This is a genomic window from Phenylobacterium sp. 58.2.17, from assembly GCF_026411515.1.
Lineage (GTDB): Bacteria > Pseudomonadota > Alphaproteobacteria > Caulobacterales > Caulobacteraceae > Phenylobacterium.
In genome coordinates, this window is sequence record NZ_JAPMTQ010000037.1 from 22,270 (window position 1) to 40,626 (window position 18,357).

Below are 18,357 nucleotides of genomic sequence, written 5' to 3' on the forward strand. Positions count from 1 at the left end.
GTACCTTCCGCCGATCCGGCGCCGCCAGATCGGACTTCGCCCTAGGCGGCCGCGAAACCGCCGACGGGCCGGGCCGCCCCGCTCTGATGCAGCGGAATGGTGAACGACACCAAAGTGCCCTCGCCCGGGGCGCTCTGCATGTCGAGCATGCCGCCGTGCATCTCGACCAGCGACTTGGTCAGCGCCAGGCCGAGGCCCGTGCCCTGAGTGGTCTTGGAGTGTTGGCTTTCGACCTGCTCGAAGGGGCGGGCCAGACGGGCCAGGTCGTCCTGGGCGATGCCGATGCCGGTGTCCTGAACGCTGACGCGGATGCTCTCGCCGGTCGGGTCACGCCGGCCTTCGGCGCGCACGGTGATGCGGCCGCCGCGGGGGGTGAACTTGATGGCGTTGGACAAGAGGTTCAGCAGCACCTGCTTGACCGCGCGATAGTCGGCCTCAACCTCGGGCAGGTGAGGGAAGTCGATGGTCAGCGTCAGGCCGGCGGCCTCGGCGCGGTTGCGCACCAGCCGGGCAGCGTCCTCAGCCACCTCCTCGAGCGCCAGCGGCTCAAGCTTCAGGCTCATCTTGCCAGCCTCGATCTTCGACATGTCGAGGATGTCGTTGATCAGCGCCAGGAGGTGCTGGCCCGATGACAGGATGTCCTGCGCGTAGCCCTTGTAGCGGGGGTCGCCGAGGGCGCCGAACATCTCGCCGACCATGATCTCGGAGAAGCCGTTGATGGCGTTCAGCGGCGTGCGCAGCTCGTGGCTCATATTGGCCAAGAACTCGCTCTTGGCCTTGTTCGCCCCTTCGGCGCGAACCTTCTCCATCTCGTACTTGCGCGCCAGCTCGGAGAGCTGCTCCTGGCTGCGCTCCAGGTTCTCGACCGCGCGCTGCAGCTGCTCCTCGTTCTGGCGGCGGGCCGCCTCCTGGGTCTTGATCGCGGTGATGTCGGCCGCGGTCATCACCAGGCCGCCTTCGGCCGTCCGGCGTTCCGAGATCTGGATCCAGCGGCCGTCGGCCAACTGGGCTTCACGCACGCCCGTGCGGCCGTCGGGACTCGGCCCCTCCTGCTGGATCGCCAGCTGGGCGAAGCGGCTCACATCGTCGCGCAGGGCGCCCGGCTTCAGCAGGCGCGGCTCCAGCGAGAAAACGCTCCGGAAATTCTGGTTGCAGAGCAGCAGCCGCCCATTGCGGTCCCAGAGCACGAACGCCTCGGAGACGCTCTCGATGGCGTCGCGCAAGCGGCCCTCGGCGGCTTGGGCGCGGGCCTGGGCCATCCGCTCCTCGGTGACGTCGAGGGCCACGCCGATAATCCGTGAATAGCCGTCATGACCCGGCCGGCCGAAGGCCTGGCCTCGCGCGTCGATCCAGATCGGACGGCCACCCTGCAAGGAGGGCACCCGGAACGAGACGTCGAAACCGCCGTACATGGCCGCGGTGGACAGCGCCTGACGCACCCGCTCGCGATGGTCGGGCGACACGCGGTCCAGCACTTCTTGGCCCGACACCACTCCGCCGCCGCCCCAGCCGAGGATCGCGCCCGTCACGTCGGACATGAACATCTGGTCCGTGGTCAGGTCCCATTCCCAGATCCCGCAGCGGGCTGCCTCCACCGCGAGGCGGAAACGCTGTTCGGAGTCGATGAAGGCCTGCTGTGCGCTTTCGATGCGACGGCTCTGGTTCAGCAGCAGCAGGCCGAGTGCGAAGGCCACCACCAGCGGCGCGGTCAGCCACGCGATTTCGCGGCTCGCCGAGACGCCTTCCTGCAAGCTGGACGGCGTGGCGGCGACCGTCAGCAGCGCGCCGCCCATCGCCGGCCGGGCGACGATGTTGATCGGGGCGCCGTCGGGCTTGGCGCCCTTCAGCGGGCCGCCGGTCCGGCTGAGGTCGGCGGCCGAGACGTTGAAGCCACGTCGGACGTCGGGGGCCTGCGACAATCCGCCCGCGCCCAGGGCGGCGATGATGCGCCCATCGGCCGTGGCCAGCGCCTGATCGGGCGCCAGGGCCGCGCCCAACCTCGCCGGGGCGCCGATCGCGACGATTCGGCGCCGGCCCTTGGGTGTCATGGCCGCAATCGAGGCGGCCAGGGCGGGCGAGGCCTGGGCCGACCTGCCGAACCAGATCGCATCGCCTCCGCGCTCGATTTCACTCGATAGCGCGCGCCAATCGACGCCTGACGCCTTGCCGGCCAGCGCGATCACTCCCTGGTCGTCGAGGATGGCGACGGCGGAAGCGGCGCCGGCCGCTGCGGCCAGGCCGGTTTCAGCGGCGTCCAGGGGCGGGTCTGCCTTGCGCTGCAGGGTTTCGCGCGCGGCCAGCAGGCCACCCCGCAGGGCCGCTCCCTCGGTTTCGACGCGCCCTGCCAGCGCCTCGGCGCGGCCGGGCAGCGCGGCGTTCTCCAGCGTCTGGGCCTGGGGCTCGCGGCTGATCCGCACCACCGCCACCGCCGTGTAGACGGCCAACAGCAGCAGGGTCGACAGGATGACGACGCGCACGAAGCCCTGGTGGGCGAGCGGCCTCGATCCCGGCGCAGGCGCGCGGTGGCCGGGCCGAGCCCTGGCCGTGTCCTTGCCCCCGCGATTCGCCAAAGCCCAGCTGCTCCCCTGCGCGCCGATTCACCTTAACGATGAGTCTACGCAAGCGGGCAGGTCGCGTCACGGGCCGTCTAGCTTGACCTTCCGGCTTTCGCACGCCGATCCGAGCCGCGTGGCTCGCACCCCGTCGCTAGTCGGCCAGGGCCTTGCTCGCGAGCTCATAGACGTTCTTCGACAACCCCTCGGTGGTGGCGATGCGCGCCAGTTGCGCCTTCATCAACGCGCCGAGTTCGGGCTTGTAGCGCCGCCAGCCGCCCAGCGGTTCGACCAGGCGTGCAGCGGTCATGGGGTTGAAGCCGTCGACGGCGAGGATCTGGTCGGCCAGGAACCTGTAGCCGGCGCCGCTCGGATCATGGAACCGGGCCGGGTTGAAGTTGGCGAAGGTCGAGACCAGGGCCCGCAGGCGGTTCGGGTTCTTCTGGTCGAAGGCCGGGTGCGCTGTCAGGCCCATGACGCGGCCGAGCGCGGATTCGTCCGGGTCACGGGCCTGCAGGGCGAACCACTTGTCGATGACCAGCGGCTCGGATTTCCAGCGGTCGAAGAAGTCGGCGAGGGCGCTCTCGTAGAGCTCGCCGCCCACCAGCATCAAGGCCGAGAGGCCGCCAATCGCGTCGGTCATATTGGCCGCCGCGCGATAGTGGCCGTCGGCCAGCTCGCCGATCTCGGCGCGAGGATTGGCGGCCATCAGATCCAGTGCCGCGTTGCGCAACGCCCGCCGCCCGGCGCTTACCGCGTCGGGCGAGAACTCGCCCAGTTCCTGCAGGCCGATATGCAGCCGCTTCAGGTCGTCGGTGAGGTGCAGGGCCAGCCGGGTGCGCAGGGCCTCGCGCGCCGTGTGGATGGCCGCCGGGTCGGCCGGCTGGAGCGCCAGGGCCAGGTCTGACTCGCTCGGCAGCGACAGCAGCAGGGCCTTGAACGCTGGGTCTGAAGCCTGGTCGGCTAGGGCGCGGCCGAGGGCCTCGGCGAAGCGCTCCTCGCCGACCTCGTCAGGGGCGCCTTGGGCGCGGGCGATGATTAGGGCGCGGGCCAGTTCCTGGCCGGACTCCCAGCGATTGAACAGGTCCGGATCGCCGGCCAGCTGCACATAGCGGTCGGTCGGGCGGGCGTCGGTCCGCAGGGTCACCGGCGAGGAGAACCCGCGCAGGGCCGAGACCACGGGCGCGGCGTCGACGCCGGTCAGGATGACGGTCTTGGCGGCGCCGTCGAGGACGACCAGCGTCTCGTCCACCGCTTGTCCGTCGCGTTCAAAGGCCAGGGTGCGGCCTTCGGCGTCGAGCAGGCCGACGATCACCGGCACCGGCACGGGCCGCTTGTCCGGCTGTCCGGGGGTGGGCGGCGTGGTCTGCGAAAGCTCAAGCGTCAGCGTCCGGGCGTCCGGGTCGTAACGGTGCGCCAACGACACCTTCGGGGTGCCGGCCTGTTCGTACCAGGCGAAGAAGTCGGTCAGGTCCTGGCCGCTGGTCTCGCCGAAGCAGCGGATGAACTCCTCGACCGTGGTGGCGTGACCGTCCCAGCGCTCGAAGTAGAGGTCCATGCCCTGCCGGAACGCCTCGGCCCCGATCAGGGTCTTGAGCATCCGGATGACCTCGGCGCCCTTCTCGTAGATCGTCGCAGTGTAGAAGTTGTCGATCTTCATGTAGCTCGACGGGCGCACCGGGTGGGCCAAGGGGCCCTGATCCTCGGGGAACTGGCGCGCGCGCAACGCCTTGACGTCCTTGATCCGCTGAACGGCGTGGCCGCGCATGTCGGCCGAGAAGCTCTGGTCGCGGAAGACGGTCAGGCCTTCCTTCAGGCACAGCTGGAACCAGTCGCGGCAGGTGATCCGATCGCCTGTCCAATTGTGGAAGTACTCGTGGGCGACCACGCTCTCGATGCGCTCATAGTCGAGGTCGGTGGCGGTCGCCGGATCGGCCAGGAGCAGCGAGGAGTTGAAGATGTTCAACCCCTTGTTCTCCATGGCCCCGAAGTTGAAGTCGCGGACCGCGACGATCATGAACAGATCGAGGTCGTATTCGCGGCCGAAGGCCTCCTCGTCCCACTTCATCGAGCGTTTGAGCGCGTCCATGGCGTAGGCGGCGCGCGGCGCCATGCCGGTGTCTACGAAGATGCGCAGGTCGACGGTGCGGCCGGACATGGTGACCAGCTTGTCTTCCAGCACGTCGAGCTCGCCGCCGACCAGGGCGAACAGATAGGCGGGCTTGGGGAAGGGGTCGTTCCAGACCGCGAAGTGGCGTCCGCCCGGCAGGTCGCCGGCCTCCAGCAGGTTGCCGTTCGACAGCAGGTGGCGGAACGCCTTGTCGGCCTCGATGCGCACGGTGAAGCGCGACAGCACGTCGGGCCGGTCCGGATACCAGGTGATCTTGCGGAAGCCCTCGGCCTCGCACTGGGTGCAGAAGCGGCCGCCGGACATGTAGAGGCCTTCGAGGGCCTTGTTGTTCTCCGGATCGATCTCGACCTCGGTCTCCAGCATGAAGGCGTCGGGCACGTTCGGCACGGTCAGGAACTCGGCGTCGATGGCGCGTTCGTCCTCGGCCAGGACCCGGCCGTCCACCGCCACCGAGATCGGCTTCAGCCGCTCGCCGTTCAGCACCAGCGGACCTGCGTGCTCGCCGTTGCGCCGGATGCTCAGGCGGGCCTTCACTCGCGTGGTGTTCGGCGCCAGGTCGAAGTCGAGGCGCACCTCGTCGATGAGGAATGCGGGCGGGGTGTAGTCGGCGAGCCGGATCGCCTGGGGCGTTTCTGTGCGCATAAGCCGCATTTAGCCACGCGCCGCGCCGTTCGCCAGTACGCCGATTTGAGGTCGGTCAAGGCGCAGCTGCCGGATCGGCGGGATGTCTCCATTGGCAATAGCCACAAGAAATATGGGGATATTTATGACGACCGTTCGTTTCGCCCTGGCCCTGGGCGCCGCCCTCGCCATCGCCGCGCCTGCCGCCGCCCAGGATTTCCGGCCGAAAGAAAAGGGGCTGCTGATGCTGAACGCTCGGATCAGCGGTGTGCTGACCGATGCGGAGGATCCGATCCTGACCGCTGGCGGCGTCGACAGCGGCCTGAAGGCCAAGGTCGGCGACGACGTGATGCCGACGCTGGGGCTGACCTATTTCCTCACCGACAACCTGGCCATTGAAGCCATCGCCGGGACGACCCAGCACGAGGTCAAGGCGGTCGGCCCGGGCACGGACGTCAAGGTGCATGAGACCTGGGTGCTGCCCCCGGTGGTGTCGCTGCAGTATCACTTCGCGCCGCAGGCCAAAGTCAGCCCCTATGTCGGCGCTGGGATCAACTACATGATCTTCTACGGCGGCGAAGATGAGAACGGCTTCAAGGTCGATATCGACGACGGCTTCGGCTACGCCCTGCAGGCTGGCGTGGATGTGGCCCTGCAAGGGCCGTGGAGCGCCAACCTCGACGTCAAGAAGGTGTTCTTCGAGACCGACGCCTCGATCAACGGCGGGGCGCTCAAAAGCAAGGTGAAGCTCGACCCGTGGGTCGTCTCGGCGGGGTTCGGCTACAAGTTCTAGCCGCCTGACGACGCGCGCCGCGGCCGCCTTTCAGCGGGGCATAGGGCATTTGCACTATTGAGGGGCGCGCGGGCTGGCGGTGATACTGATGGCGAACTAGCAACGCGCGGACTTGCTGAGGCTAGGCCGGTTGCTGGTTTGCGGAAGGGGCCGGGAAGCGGCGCCTCCCGACCATCAGAGTCCGTCGTCCCGGCGCGCTGCCTGTCCCCGAGGATTTGCGCTCAGGCCACGGCCGCTCTGGCGGGAGCAGGGCTCGCCGTCGGCGCTTCCCGGAAGTGCCGGTCCAGTTTGGCGATCTCTTCGGCGATGCGCTGCAGCTCGGGCGGCGCGTCGCCGGCGCTCTCGTCGACCAACCGCACCACCTCGAGGGCCAGCGCCAACAGATGCGGCGCGCGTGCGATCAGCCGCGCCTGGAATTCGATCTTGTGCGGGTCGCGGTCGTATTCGGCCCCAGGCACCCGCCAACCGCCCCAGTCGGCCGCGTCGGTCACCACCACCGGATAGGTGCCCGGATAGGGATGGTGGGCGGCGTCCTCTTCGGTCTGCCACTTGTTGCGGGCGCGCATCAGCCGCCAGGACGGGGCGCCTGTCCCCAGGGCTTCGGCGCCGCTCTCCTGCTCTGGCCTCAATTCGTGGGCCTGGAACTCCCGGCCCAGACCGACGTCGTAGGTGACCCGCACCGGCTCGTCGAAGCCCTTGGCCCAGACCGGCACGATCTTCTCGATCATCGCCCAGACGCCGACGCTCTCGACCCAGACCTTCTGGTTACGCTGGTAGATCGCCTTGGCCATGCGCGCGCCTTCCGGAGCCCTTGTTCAACGGGCCATAAAACCCTGAATTTCTTGACGCGAGGTCAATCTTTTCAAGGCGCGCACGGTGCGTATGGTGGCCGCCAAGCAAGCATCAACCGGCCACACAGACGGCGGAATGGGCGGAAATGAATTTCGACTTTTCGGACGACCAGAAGTTCCTGAAGAACGAGGCGCGCAAGTTCCTCGACGCCAACTGCCCCACCTCTCGGGTGCGCAAGGTGCTCGACGATGACGCCCAGGCCTATGACGCCGATCTCTGGAAGGCGGTCGCCGCGCAGGGCTGGCTCGGCGCCGCCATTCCGGAGGCGCACGGCGGCCTCGGTCTTGGCCACCTCGAGCTCTGCGTCATCGCCGAGGAGCTGGGGCGCGCCGTAGCGCCGATCCCTTTCGCGTCGACGGTATACTTCCTCGCCGAGGCGATCATGCTGGCCGGTAACGACGAGCAGAAGGCCTACCTGCTGCCGAAGATCGCCGCCGGCGAGATCATCGGGGCGATCGCCACATCCGAGGGGCCCGGCGTCCTCAACGCCTCGAGCCTCCAGTCCACGGTCAGCGACGGCAAGCTCAGCGGCGTGAAGATCCCGGTAACCGACGGCGATATCGCCAATGTCGCGCTGGTGCTGGCCAAGGAAAACGGCAAGGCGGGCCTCTACTTGGCCGACCTGACCGACGCATCCGTCGCGCGGGAGGCGGTCAAGACACTGGATCCGACCCGCGACGCCGCCAAGCTGACCTTCAAGGACACGCCCGTCCGCCGTGTCGGAAACGCTGGCGAGGGCTTCGAGCTGCTCGAGCAGGTCTTTGATCGCGCCGCCGTGCTGCTCGCCTTCGAACAGACCGGCGGCGCCGACCGCTGCCTGGAGATGGCCAAGGAATACGCGATGGAGCGCTACGCCTTCGGCCGCGTCATCGCTTCGTATCAGGCGATCAAGCACAAGCTCGCCGACATGTACGTCAAGAACGAGCTCTCACGTTCGAACGCCTACTACGGCGCCTGGGCCCTGAACACGAACGCGCCGGAGCTGCCGGTCGCCGCCAGCGCCGCGCGGATCGCGGCCAGTGAGGCCTACTGGTTCGGTTCCAAGGAGAACATCCAGACCCACGGCGGCATCGGCTTCACCTGGGAGATGGACTGCCATCTGCACTATCGGCGCTCGCGCCAGCTCTCGCTCGTGGCTGGCGCGCCCCGTGTCTGGAAGGAGCGTCTCGTCAGCCACCTCGAACGCCGCAACGTCGAAGCCGCCTAAGGGAGAGCAGGACCATGGATTTCAACGACACTCCCGAAGAAGCCGCCTATCGCAAGCAAGTCCGCGAATGGCTCGACGCCAACGCCCCGAAGAAGCAGGAAGGCTCGACCGATCCCGAGGCCGGCGACGGTATGGCCGCCTCCAAGGCCTGGCAGGCCAAGAAGGCCGCGGCCGGCTACGCCTGCATCACCTGGCCCAAGGAATGGGGCGGGCAGGGCGGCACGCCGGTCCAGCAGGTGATCTTCAACCAGGAAGAGGCCAAGCACCCGATCCCCGGCAACCCGTTCCAGATCGGCCTGGGCATGTGCCTGCCGACGGTGATGACCTTCGCCGACGAGGAGACCAAGAAGCGGTTCGTCGGCCCTGCTCTGCGCGGTGAGGAAATCTGGAGCCAGCTGTTCTCAGAGCCGTCCGGCGGCTCGGACGTCGCGGCCTCGCGCACCAAGGCCGAACGGGTCGACGACGGCTCCGGCGACTGGGTGATCAACGGCCAGAAGGTGTGGACGACGGGCGCCCAGTTCTCCGACTATGGCATTGTAATCGTTCGAACAAACCCGGATGTGCCGAAGCACAAGGGCCTGACCATGTTCTGGCTCGACCTCAAGGATCCGGGGGTCGAGGTCAAGCCGATCCACCAGATGTCGGGCGGGTCGGGCTTCAACGAGGTGTTCTTCACCAATGTCCGGGTCAAGGACAGCCAGCGGCTGGGCGCGGAGGGCGACGGCTGGAAGGTCAGCCTGGTCACCCTGATGAACGAGCGCCTGGCCGTCGGCGGCGCGACCGGCGCTGGCTGGAGCCAGTTCATGGAGACCGCCCGCAAGACCCCCGGTCTCGACGGCGCCTCGGCGCTGCAGGATCAGGCCGTGCGCGAGAAACTGGCCGACTGGTACGTCCAGGCCGAAGGGCTGAAGCATACCCGCAACCGCACCATGACGGCCCTGTCCCGTGGTCAGACCCCAGGCCCCGAGAGCTCGATCGGCAAGATCATCTCGGCCGTCCAGATGCAGGAACTAGCCAACACCGCGGTCGAGATGCTCGACCAGTACGGGATCATCAATGACGAAGCCCTCGCACCGCTGAGCGCGGCCTTCCACTGGTCGCTGATGTTCGCGCCCGGCCTGCGGATCGCGGGCGGCACCGACGAAATCCTGCGCAACATCATCGCCGAGCGCGTGCTCGGCCTGCCGGGCGACATCCGCGTCGACAAGGACGTGGCGTTCAAGGACATGCCGACCGGCCGCTGAAATCTGGACGCCGATGAGTTGGGAGGCGTTCCGGCCTTGAAGGCTCCCCGCGAGGGGAGCCTTTCTTTTTCCGGCGATCAGGCCCGCAAGGGCACGATCTCGGCCGCGCTGCGCTGGGCGACCAGCTCCCCGTAGAGCCGCGTGAGACCCTCGAAGGTGTTGTCCCAGCGATGGCGCTGTTCGGCGCGGCGCCGGGCGGCGCGCTTCACTTGCTCCAGGTCGCGGGCGAACAGCGCCTCGATCGCCTCGGCCATTCCGGCCGGATCGACGCTGGCGGCGCGCTGTCCGACACGCTCGTCGATCAGCTCGGAAATGCCGCCGCGCGAGGGGCCGACCACAGGCAGTCCGGCGGCCAAGGCCTCCAGCACGACCAGGCCGAAGGGCTCGTTCTCGTTGGCGTGCACCAGGGCGTCGCAGCTGGCGATGATCCCGGCCAGCTTCGCCGGATCGCGTTCGTAGCCCATCGGGATCACCCGCGGCGAATAGTGGGCGTCCTTGGCCGCCCCGACCAGCAGCAGGTAGTAAGGCGCGCCCAGGCGCTCGACCGCGCAGATCAGGCTCTCGATGTTCTTCTCGCGCGCGGGGCGTCCAGCGAACACCAGCAGCCGCGCGTCTACCGGCAAGCCGAGGCGGCGCTTCAGCCGCTCGCCGTCTGCCCGACTGGGGTGGAACAGCTCGGTGTCGACTCCCAGCATCTGCACGCTGACCTTCTCGACCCCGGCCTCCGAGAGGCGTTGGGCGATGTGTCGGCTCGGGGCGACCACCCGGTCGAAGCGCTGGAAGATGGCGGCCCAGTGCTTCATGGCCGGCGCCTCGGCCCACTCCCCGAAGTGCAGGGCGGCCAGGGCCGCGGCGTCGGTATGGCAGAAACCGACCACCGGCACGCCGAGCGCCTCGCCGGCGTCGAGCGCTGCGTGGCCGGGCACGAACATGTCGCCGGCCTCGATGATGTCGGGCTCCAGCATCCGGATTACAGTTTCCCACTTCGTGGTCGAGGCGGGCATCCGGTAGCCGTCGCCGAACGGCAGCCGGGCGGCGGCGACGCTGACGATCCCATGGGCGGCCAGGCCAGTCGTCGGGCCGGGTACGACCATGGTGTGGCTGATATCGGGACGACGCTTGGCCAGCCAGTCGCGCTTCTGATGCAGGTATCGCTTCACGCCGCCGGAACGCGGCGCGTACATCATGGTGGTGTCGATCAGGTGGAAACCCATGCGACCCGGTGCACCAAAATGCGGAGCTTCTGTCGGGTCGAGTCGTATCAGATTCTTAGAGCGCGAGTCGGTGACGTCGAACACTCGCCGCCTCCCTCTTGTTGGACTGAGGGCTAACGAACGGGCGAGGGTTTGGTTTCTGATCGGGAGGAATTGGCCGGGGCCGCCGGCTGGCGCGCTCCGGGGCCGGCCGTTGGCAGGTTAGTCCGCTCGCGGCTCAGCCTCTCCCGCGGCGCGGACCAGCTGCACGAACTCGGCGCGGACGCCGAAGGGGTCGTCGCCGCGGGCGCCCTGCGCCAGCGCCGCCACGTCGTTCCAGCCATAGCCGGCGTCGACGCGCGGGTCGGCCTTGAGCATCTGGCCGAAGGCGGCGACGGCCAGGGCCCAGCGGGTCGCTTCCGGCGCGGCCTGCACGGTCGGATAGACGTCGCGCGCCCCGATCGGACGTTCGATCAGCTTCGAGGTCGCGCCGCCGGGCAGCTTGTAGCGGATCTTCAGGTATGCAAGCTCCCGCGCGCCGGCGGGGGCGGCGGCCGGCTCGGCCGGGCCGTAGCGAAGGCGATCGCTCGAGCCGCGGGCGCCGGCCGGGGTGATCTCGTAGAGGGCGGTGACCGAGGCGCGCGACCCGACCTCTCCTGCGTCCACCTGGTCGTTGTTGAAATCCTCTCGCTGCAGCATCCGGGTTTCGTAGCCGATCAGCCGATATTCGCTGACGGTCGCCGGATTGAACTCGACCTGCACCTTCACGTCGTCGGCGATGGGGAACAGCGAGCTGGCGAAGTCGTCCCGCAGCAGCTTGCGCGCCTCGTTCAGGGTGTCGATGTAGGCCGCGGTCCCGTTGCCGTTTTGGGCCAGGGTCTGCATCATCGCGTCGTTATAGTTGCCGCGGCCGAAGCCGTAGACCGACAGATAGGTCCCTTCCTTGCGCTTGGCGGCGACCAGGTCCTTGAGCTTGGCGGGATCGGCGACCCCGACGTTGAAGTCGCCGTCGGTCATCAGGATCACCCGGTTGACCGCCTTCGGATCGAAGTTCTGCTTGGCCAGGTCGTAGGCGAGTTTCAGCCCCTCGCCGCCGGCGGTGGAGCCTCCGGCGCGCAAGGCGCCGAGCGCGCAACGAACCTTCAACTTGCTCCGTCCGTCCGTGGGGGCGAGCACCGCGCCGGCCGACCCGGCATAGGCGACGATGGCCACACGGTCTTGAGGGCGCAACTGGTCCACCAGCAAGTTCAACGACTTGATCGCCAGCGGCAGCCGATCCTCGCTCCACATCGAGCCGGACGTGTCGACCAGGAAGACCAGGTTCAGTGGTGGCTCGGAAGCGCGCGGCAGATCGTAGCCCTGCAGCCCGATGTGCACGATCTGGCGGTCTTTCGCCCAGGGCGAGGGCGTGACGGCGACATAGGGGCGGAACGGCGCTGCCCGGTCGGCGGGTAGGGCGTAGCCGTAGTCGAAGTAGTTGACCAACTCCTCCACGCGGACGGCGTCGCTCGGCGGTCGTGCGCCGTTGTTCAGGAAGCGTCGGACATTGGCGTAGGAAGCGGTGTCGACGTCGACCGAGAAGGTGGAGACGGGCTCCTCGGCCACGCGCTTGATCGGATTGGCCTGGACGCCGGGATAACGCTCGGTGTCCATCGATGGGTGCAACGACGGTCCCGGCAGGACAACCGCCGGGCGCGGCGGCGCGGGCGGCATGGCCATCGGGGCTTCGGCTTGGTCTGCGCGCTTCTGCACCGGTGGAACGGGCAGCGGCGGGATCCGCAGTTCCTCGACCGATCGGGGCGAGGACATGGGCGGCGGGGCCGGCATCGGCGCCGCGCGGTAGGCCTGGCGCGGCAGCGCGCCGCCATATCCGGCCGGCTGGGCGGGGAAGCCCAGCGCCTCGCAGGCGGCTGGGGTCGGAACGCCATCGCGGATCGCGGGCCGCGCCTGGGGCGCGGTCGGGACGGCGGCGAGCGTCGTCAGCGCCGCCAGGCTGGTGACGGAGGCGCTATGCAACATCTTACGCACGGACATGGCGAACCTCTCGGCTGGGATCCATGGCGCAGCTTGGCGCGCGGCCTGCGGCGAAATGTCGGCGCCATCGCGACCTGGGCGAGGCATCACAACCAAGTCACGTAATTGAGAATAGGTCTCATAAGCGATTGCATCTGAGCTCAAGCATGTTAGTGCGACCTAATCGCATGTAGCTTGAGTGTAGGGGATAGCTTTGTTCGCGCCGATTACCCGTGCCCTGATGAGGACCAGCGCGGGCGTTTGCCTCGCCTTTTCCGGCGGCGCCGCCTTCGCAGAGGTCGAGGCCGAGGATCGCCGCAGGCCCCCAGCAGTTCGAGCGGTCAGCGCCGACAGCGCGGCCAGCGACGTCAATGACGTCGAAGGCGTCGTCGTCACGGCCGCCGGCTTCGAGCAGAAGATCGTCGAGGCGCCGGCGAGCGTGACCGTGATCTCCCGCACCGAACTGCAGCAGATGCGGGCCACCAACCTGGCCGAGGTGCTCTCGACCGTGGAGGGGGTCGACGTCGGTGGTTCCGTCGGCAAGACCGGCGGGCTCAACATCAACATCCGCGGGATGGGCAGCGACTACACGCTGATCCTGATCGACGGCCGCCGCCAGAACACCGCCGGCAGCGTCACGCCGAACGGCTTTGGCGAGACCTCGACCAGCTTCCTGCCGCCGGTCAGCGCCATCGAGCGGATCGAGGTGGTTCGCGGGCCGGTCTCGACGCTGTACGGCTCGGACGCGATGGGCGGCGTCGTGAACATCATCACCCGCAAGGTCGGGGAAAACTGGGGCGGCTCGGTCACACTGGACGGCACCCTCCAAGGCGACGATGAATTCGGGAATATCTACGGCGGCAACCTCTATGCCAGCGGACCGCTGGTCCCAGGACTGCTCGGCCTGACCCTGCGCGGCTCGTTCGTCGATCGCGAGGCCTCGACCCTGACCTTCGAGAACGTCAACGGCCAGCCGACGCTGGTGGCCGGTTTCGGCCGCAGCCCCACCAAGAGCGAGGTCCGCGGTTATGGCGCGCGGCTGAGTTGGACGCCGATCGACGACATGGACTTCTGGCTGGACGCCGATGTCGGAACCCAGTGGTACGACAACTCCAGGGGACAGATGGGCACCAACACCACGGCGGGCGGCTACGCCGACGCCCTGGAGTTCAATCGCGAGCAGTACGCCCTGGCTCACAATTGGCGCCTGCCGTTCGGCGTGCTGGAAAGCAATCTTTCGCGCGGGGTCACCGAGACCAAGGGCCGGATCATTCCCAACGGCGTGAAGGGCGCCGGCGGACCGCGGACGCTGGAGTCGACCAACACCATCTTCGACACCAAGTTCTATTCGCAATGGCGCGACCACACCTTCACGGTCGGCGGCCAGTACTGGGACGCCGAGATGGTCGACGGCGTGGCGCCAGGCGCCTTCGAACACCAGCAGTGGGCGATCTACGCCGAGGACGAGTGGCGCTTCACCGAGACGCTCGCCCTGACCCTCGGGGCTCGGCACGACGACCACAGCAAGTTCGGCGGACATTTCAGCCCGCGCGCCTATCTGGTCTGGAACCCCAATCCGCACTGGACGCTGAAAGGCGGGGTCAGCCAGGGCTTCAAGACCCCGCGGCTGGAGCAACTGGCCAGCGGCATCAACGGCTTCGGCGCCCAGGGCCGCCTGCCGCTGCTGGGCACCCCGACCCTGACGCCCGAGACCAGCACCAGCAGCGAGATCGGCGTCTATTACGACAGCCTCGAAGGCTTCTCGGCGAACCTCACGGTCTTCGACAACCAGTTCAAGGACAAGATCGCCACCGGCGTGCCCGTCGCCAACTGCAGCGCCGGCCTGACCCAGGCCCAGTACAATTCCGGCGCCGGGCGTCCGGCCGGCTGTGTCGATGTCGGCTTCTTCCCCGGCTATGCGACCTTCGGTCAGAGCGTGAATATCGACGAGGCCGTGACCCGCGGCGTCGAAATGGCGATGCGCGCCCGCTTCCTCAAGGCTTGGACCCTCAGCGCCAACTACACCTACACCGACAGCGAGCAGAAAAGCGGCGCGTCGGCCGGCCAGAAGCTGACCGATACCCCCGAGCACATGGCCAACGCCGACCTGCGCTGGAACGCCACCGACCGGCTGACGGCCTGGCTGCGCGGCGAGTACCGCAGCGAGCGGTTCCGCAGCGATGCGCCGGCGCGCGCGGCGCTGGGCGACTTCAAGGCCTACAGCCTGTTCCATGTCGGCGGCTCGTTCCAGGTGACTGAACGCGTGACGGTCAACGCGACGATCTACAACCTGTTCGACAAGGACTTCGTGCGCCTGCTGCCGTACGGCTCGCCGGTCGCCTACGGCGCCGAGTACACCAACAACCAGGAGCCGCGTCGCTTGTGGCTGTCGGTGAAGGTGGACTTCTAGCCCGGGGCGTCGAGCGGACACGAAAAAGGCCGCGCCTGCTGGGCGCGGCCTTCTTTCATGCTGGGGCGCGGCTAGTGCTTGAGCGCGTCGCGCGCGGCGTCCTTGATGTCGCCGACGCCCTTCTGAATCTTGCCTTCGGTCTTCTCAAGGCCGCCCTCGGCTTCGAGGCGGCGGTTGCCTGTCGCCTTGCCGGCGGCCTGCTTGATGGAGCCAGCCGCTTCCTTGGCGGCGCCTTTGATCTGATCCTTGTGCATTACGTACTCCTCACAACTGGTGCGAAGGAGTACGCGGCGCGGCGGCGATCGTTCCTTGGTTCAGCCGTGGCCGAGGCGATCCAGCAGCGCCCCGAACGCCGCCCGCGCCCCTTTGCGGGCGCTTGAATCCTCCAGCATCCGCCGCGCAACGTCGCCGCCTGCAATCGCCTGGCCGACCGGAGCCGGGCCGAAGAACAACTGGTCGCGAAATAGTCGAGGCGCCGCCGCCCGCCTCTGTTCCTGCTCGTGGCGGGCGGCGTTTTTCTGCGGGTACGATGGGGCCCGAGAGTCCCGCACGTTGCACCTTGCGCCCGCGGCGGGTATCTCCCTCGTCGAATTCCCTGATCTTTTCGGCAGAGCGAGCGCGGACGCCTCATGGCGCAGCAGTATATTTTCCAGATGCAGGGCCTGACCAAGGCCTATCCCGGCGGCAAGAAGGTGTTCGAGAACATCTGGCTGTCGTTCTACTCCGACGCCAAGATCGGCGTGGTCGGGGTCAACGGCTCGGGCAAGTCGACCCTGCTGAAGATCATGGCCGGGATCGACAAGGAGTTTAACGGCGAGGCCAAGGCCGCCGACGGCGTGAAGATGGGCTACCTGCAGCAGGAGCCGCACCTCGACGAACAGCTGAACGTCTGGGGCAACGTCATCGCCTGGTGCGAAGAAAAGAAGATCTTCGACCGCTACAACGAGATCGCCGCCAAGCTCGGCGAGGACTATTCCGACGAGCTGATGGAGGAGATGACCGCCCTCCAGGAGAAGATCGACGCCGGCGACCTGTGGGACATCGACAGCCGCGTCGAGATGGCCATGGACGCCCTGCGCTGCCCGCCGAACGACTGGCCGGTGGACAAGCTGTCGGGCGGTGAGAAGCGTCGCGTGGCGCTGGCCCGACTGCTGCTCTCCAAGCCAGACATGCTGCTGCTCGACGAACCGACCAACCACCTGGACGCCGAGTCCGTGGCTTGGCTGCAGCACCACCTGGAAGCCTTCCCGGGCTGCGTGATCCTGGTCACCCACGACCGCTACTTCCTGGACCAGGTCACCAAGTGGACCCTGGAGCTCGATCGCGGCAAGGGCCACCCGCACGAGGGCAACTACTCCAGCTGGCTGGAGGCCAAGACCAAGCGGATCGTCCAGGAGCAGTCGGAGTCCGAGGCTCGCCAGCGCGCCATGACCCGCGAACTGGAATGGGTCCGCTCGGGCGCCAAGGCCCGCCAGGCCAAGTCCAAGGCCCGCCTGGCCGCCTATGAGGACATGGTGCGCGAACAGGAGAACTCGCGTCAGGCGCAGACCTTCTCGACCATCCAGATCCCGCCGGGCCCGCGCCTGGGCAACGTGGTCATCGAGGCCAACAACCTGTCGAAGGCCTACGGCGACAAGGTGCTGTTCGAGAATCTCTCGTTCAGCCTGCCGCCGAACGGCATCGTCGGCGTCATCGGCCCGAACGGGGCCGGCAAGTCGACCCTGTTCCGGATCATCACCGGCCAGGAGCAGCCCGACAGCGGCACGTTCCGCCTCGGCGAGACTGTGAAGCTCTCTTATGTGGACCAGAGCCGCGACGCCCTCGATCCCAACAAGACCATCTGGCAGGAGGTCTCCCAGGGCCTGGACATCCTCACGGTCGGCAAGCGCGAGATCAACACGCGCTCCTATGTGGGCTCGTTCAACTTCAAGGGCGGCGACCAGCAGAAGAAGGTCGGCCTGCTGTCGGGCGGTGAGCGCAACCGCGTCCACCTGGCCAAGACCCTGACCACCGGCGGCAACGTCATCCTGCTCGACGAACCGACCAACGACCTGGACATCGAAACCCTGCAGAACCTCGAAGAGGCGCTGGAGGAATTCGCCGGCTGCGCCGTGGTCATCTCCCACGACCGCTGGTTCCTGGACCGCCTGGCCACGCATATCCTGGCCTTCGAGGGCGACAGCCACGTCGAGTGGTTCGAGGGCAACTTCGAAGCCTACGAAGAGGACAAGAAGCGCCGCCTGGGCGCCGACAGCCTGATCCCGCACCGGATCAAGTTCCAGAAGTTCACGCGCTAGACGAGAGCTTCAACCAAGCGATCGGGCCGGCGGAGACGCCGGCCGTTTTCGTTCCTAGGCGGCGCGGCCCACCACCACGCCGGTCATGCTGATTGCACCCAGGTCGATGGCGTCGTTGAAGAACCTCACCGCGTCGTCCTGGCCCTGCGCGCCCAGCACATAAAGCAGCGGCAGGTAGTGCTCGTCGGTCGGGATCGACAGGCGGGCGTCCTGGCCCAGCCTCATCCAGTCGATCAGCGGGCCGTGATCATGGGCGGCGATCAGCTCCTTGACCGTTTCGTTGAAGCGGTCGGCCCAGTCGAGCGGCTCGGCGCTCTGGGCGCGGATCGCCAGGCGCAGGTTGTGCACCCAGTCGCCGGATCCGACGATCAGCACGCCCTCGTCGCGCAGTTCCGCCAGCCTGCGCCCCAGGTCGTAGTGGAACTGCGGCGGTTGGCGCAGGTCGATGGAGAGCTGCAGCACCGGAATGTCGGCCTGCGGGAACATGTGCATCAGCACCGACCATGTCCCGTGATCGAGGCCCCAGTCGTGGTCATGCCGCACCGGAACCGGCGCCAGCAGGTCGCTGACCCGCTCGACCAGCCAGGCGTCGCCCGGCGCCGGGTATTGGATGTCGTAGAGCGGCTTGGGGAAGCCGTAGAAGTCGTGGATCGTGCGCGGCTGGCTCATCGCCGTGATCGCGGTCTCCTCGACGTACCAGTGGGCCGAGACGCAGAGGATCGCCTTGGGCCGCGGCAGGCTGTCGCCGAGGTCGCGCCAGGTCTGCGCATAGTCGCCGCCGAGGGCGTTCATCGGGCTGCCGTGACCGACGAAGATCGCCGGCATATGGGGGACGCGTTCGCTCATGACGCCCTTCTAGATCGGTGCAGCTTGGTCGCTCGTCAATCGACCGCGGCAATCTCGCGCAAATCGCGCAGCGGCGACAGCGTCCCGATCAGCGGCAAGAGGGCGAAACCGAGCGCGGCGACCAGCAAGGCGCCCCGGGCCCCGATGGCCGCGCCCAGCGCCCCGCCGCCCAGGGCGCCGATCACCGCCATGGCGCCG

Annotated in this window: 12 protein-coding genes; 5 read left to right on the forward strand and 7 right to left on the reverse strand. The window is 67.9% G+C overall.

Annotation, left to right across the window (positions count from 1 at the left end):
* Positions 1-41: 41 nt before the first annotated feature.
* Both OUA97_RS18260 and pepN read right to left on the reverse strand, forming a co-directional pair.
* A complete protein-coding gene (locus tag OUA97_RS18260) occupies positions 42-2,570 on the reverse strand; it encodes an ATP-binding protein (RefSeq protein ID WP_323690967.1) in 2,529 nt (842 codons plus the stop codon).
* A gap of 136 nt (positions 2,571-2,706) precedes the next feature.
* Positions 2,707-5,325 carry an aminopeptidase N gene (pepN, locus tag OUA97_RS18265; protein ID WP_267233463.1) on the reverse strand — a complete coding sequence of 873 codons (2,619 nt, stop codon included), beginning with the start codon at positions 5,323-5,325 and terminating at the stop codon, positions 2,707-2,709.
* Between the two features lie 124 nt (positions 5,326-5,449).
* Between pepN and OUA97_RS18270 the strand changes: the two genes are divergently transcribed.
* Positions 5,450-6,097, forward strand: a complete 648-nt coding sequence (locus OUA97_RS18270) for an OmpW/AlkL family protein (protein ID WP_267233464.1) — start codon at positions 5,450-5,452, stop codon at positions 6,095-6,097.
* Positions 6,098-6,318: 221 nt separating this feature from the next.
* On the opposite strand, the gene OUA97_RS18275 is transcribed toward OUA97_RS18270, so the two are convergent.
* The gene (locus tag OUA97_RS18275) at positions 6,319-6,888 is read right to left on the reverse strand and encodes a hypothetical protein (protein WP_267233465.1); all 570 of its coding nucleotides are present in this window, start codon (positions 6,886-6,888) and stop codon (positions 6,319-6,321) included.
* 146 nt (positions 6,889-7,034) lie between these two features.
* On the opposite strand from OUA97_RS18275, the gene OUA97_RS18280 reads away from it, so the two are divergent.
* Positions 7,035-8,156, forward strand: a complete 1,122-nt coding sequence (locus tag OUA97_RS18280) for an acyl-CoA dehydrogenase family protein (protein ID WP_267233466.1) — start codon at positions 7,035-7,037, stop codon at positions 8,154-8,156.
* A 14-nt stretch (positions 8,157-8,170) separates the two neighbouring features.
* Complete coding sequence (locus OUA97_RS18285) at positions 8,171-9,400, forward strand: acyl-CoA dehydrogenase family protein (RefSeq protein ID WP_267233467.1); 1,230 nt, start codon at positions 8,171-8,173, stop codon at positions 9,398-9,400.
* A 77-nt stretch (positions 9,401-9,477) separates the two neighbouring features.
* Here OUA97_RS18285 and OUA97_RS18290 read toward each other — a convergent pair whose 3' ends face one another.
* Positions 9,478-10,614 carry a glycosyltransferase gene (locus OUA97_RS18290; RefSeq protein WP_267233468.1) on the reverse strand — a complete coding sequence of 379 codons (1,137 nt, stop codon included), beginning with the start codon at positions 10,612-10,614 and terminating at the stop codon, positions 9,478-9,480.
* Between the two features lie 201 nt (positions 10,615-10,815).
* Positions 10,816-12,627: a vWA domain-containing protein gene (locus OUA97_RS18295; protein WP_267233469.1), complete on the reverse strand. Its 1,812-nt coding sequence runs from the start codon at positions 12,625-12,627 to the stop codon at positions 10,816-10,818.
* Between the two features lie 220 nt (positions 12,628-12,847).
* Here OUA97_RS18295 and OUA97_RS18300 point away from each other — a divergent pair, with 220 nt between their 5' ends.
* Positions 12,848-15,016 carry a TonB-dependent receptor domain-containing protein gene (locus OUA97_RS18300; RefSeq protein WP_267233470.1) on the forward strand — a complete coding sequence of 723 codons (2,169 nt, stop codon included), beginning with the start codon at positions 12,848-12,850 and terminating at the stop codon, positions 15,014-15,016.
* Positions 15,017-15,087: 71 nt separating this feature from the next.
* Here OUA97_RS18300 and OUA97_RS18305 read toward each other — a convergent pair whose 3' ends face one another.
* Positions 15,088-15,270, reverse strand: coding sequence for a CsbD family protein (locus OUA97_RS18305; RefSeq protein WP_267233471.1), 183 nt, complete (start codon positions 15,268-15,270; stop codon positions 15,088-15,090).
* 375 nt (positions 15,271-15,645) lie between these two features.
* On the opposite strand from OUA97_RS18305, the gene ettA reads away from it, so the two are divergent.
* Positions 15,646-17,313 (forward strand): energy-dependent translational throttle protein EttA, encoded by a 1,668-nt coding sequence (gene ettA / locus OUA97_RS18310; RefSeq protein ID WP_183774523.1) that lies wholly within the window; start codon positions 15,646-15,648, stop codon positions 17,311-17,313.
* A 54-nt stretch (positions 17,314-17,367) separates the two neighbouring features.
* Here ettA and ygiD read toward each other — a convergent pair whose 3' ends face one another.
* A complete protein-coding gene (gene ygiD, locus OUA97_RS18315; RefSeq protein ID WP_267233472.1) occupies positions 17,368-18,159 on the reverse strand; it encodes a 4,5-DOPA dioxygenase extradiol in 792 nt (263 codons plus the stop codon).
* Positions 18,160-18,357 lie beyond the last annotated feature (198 nt).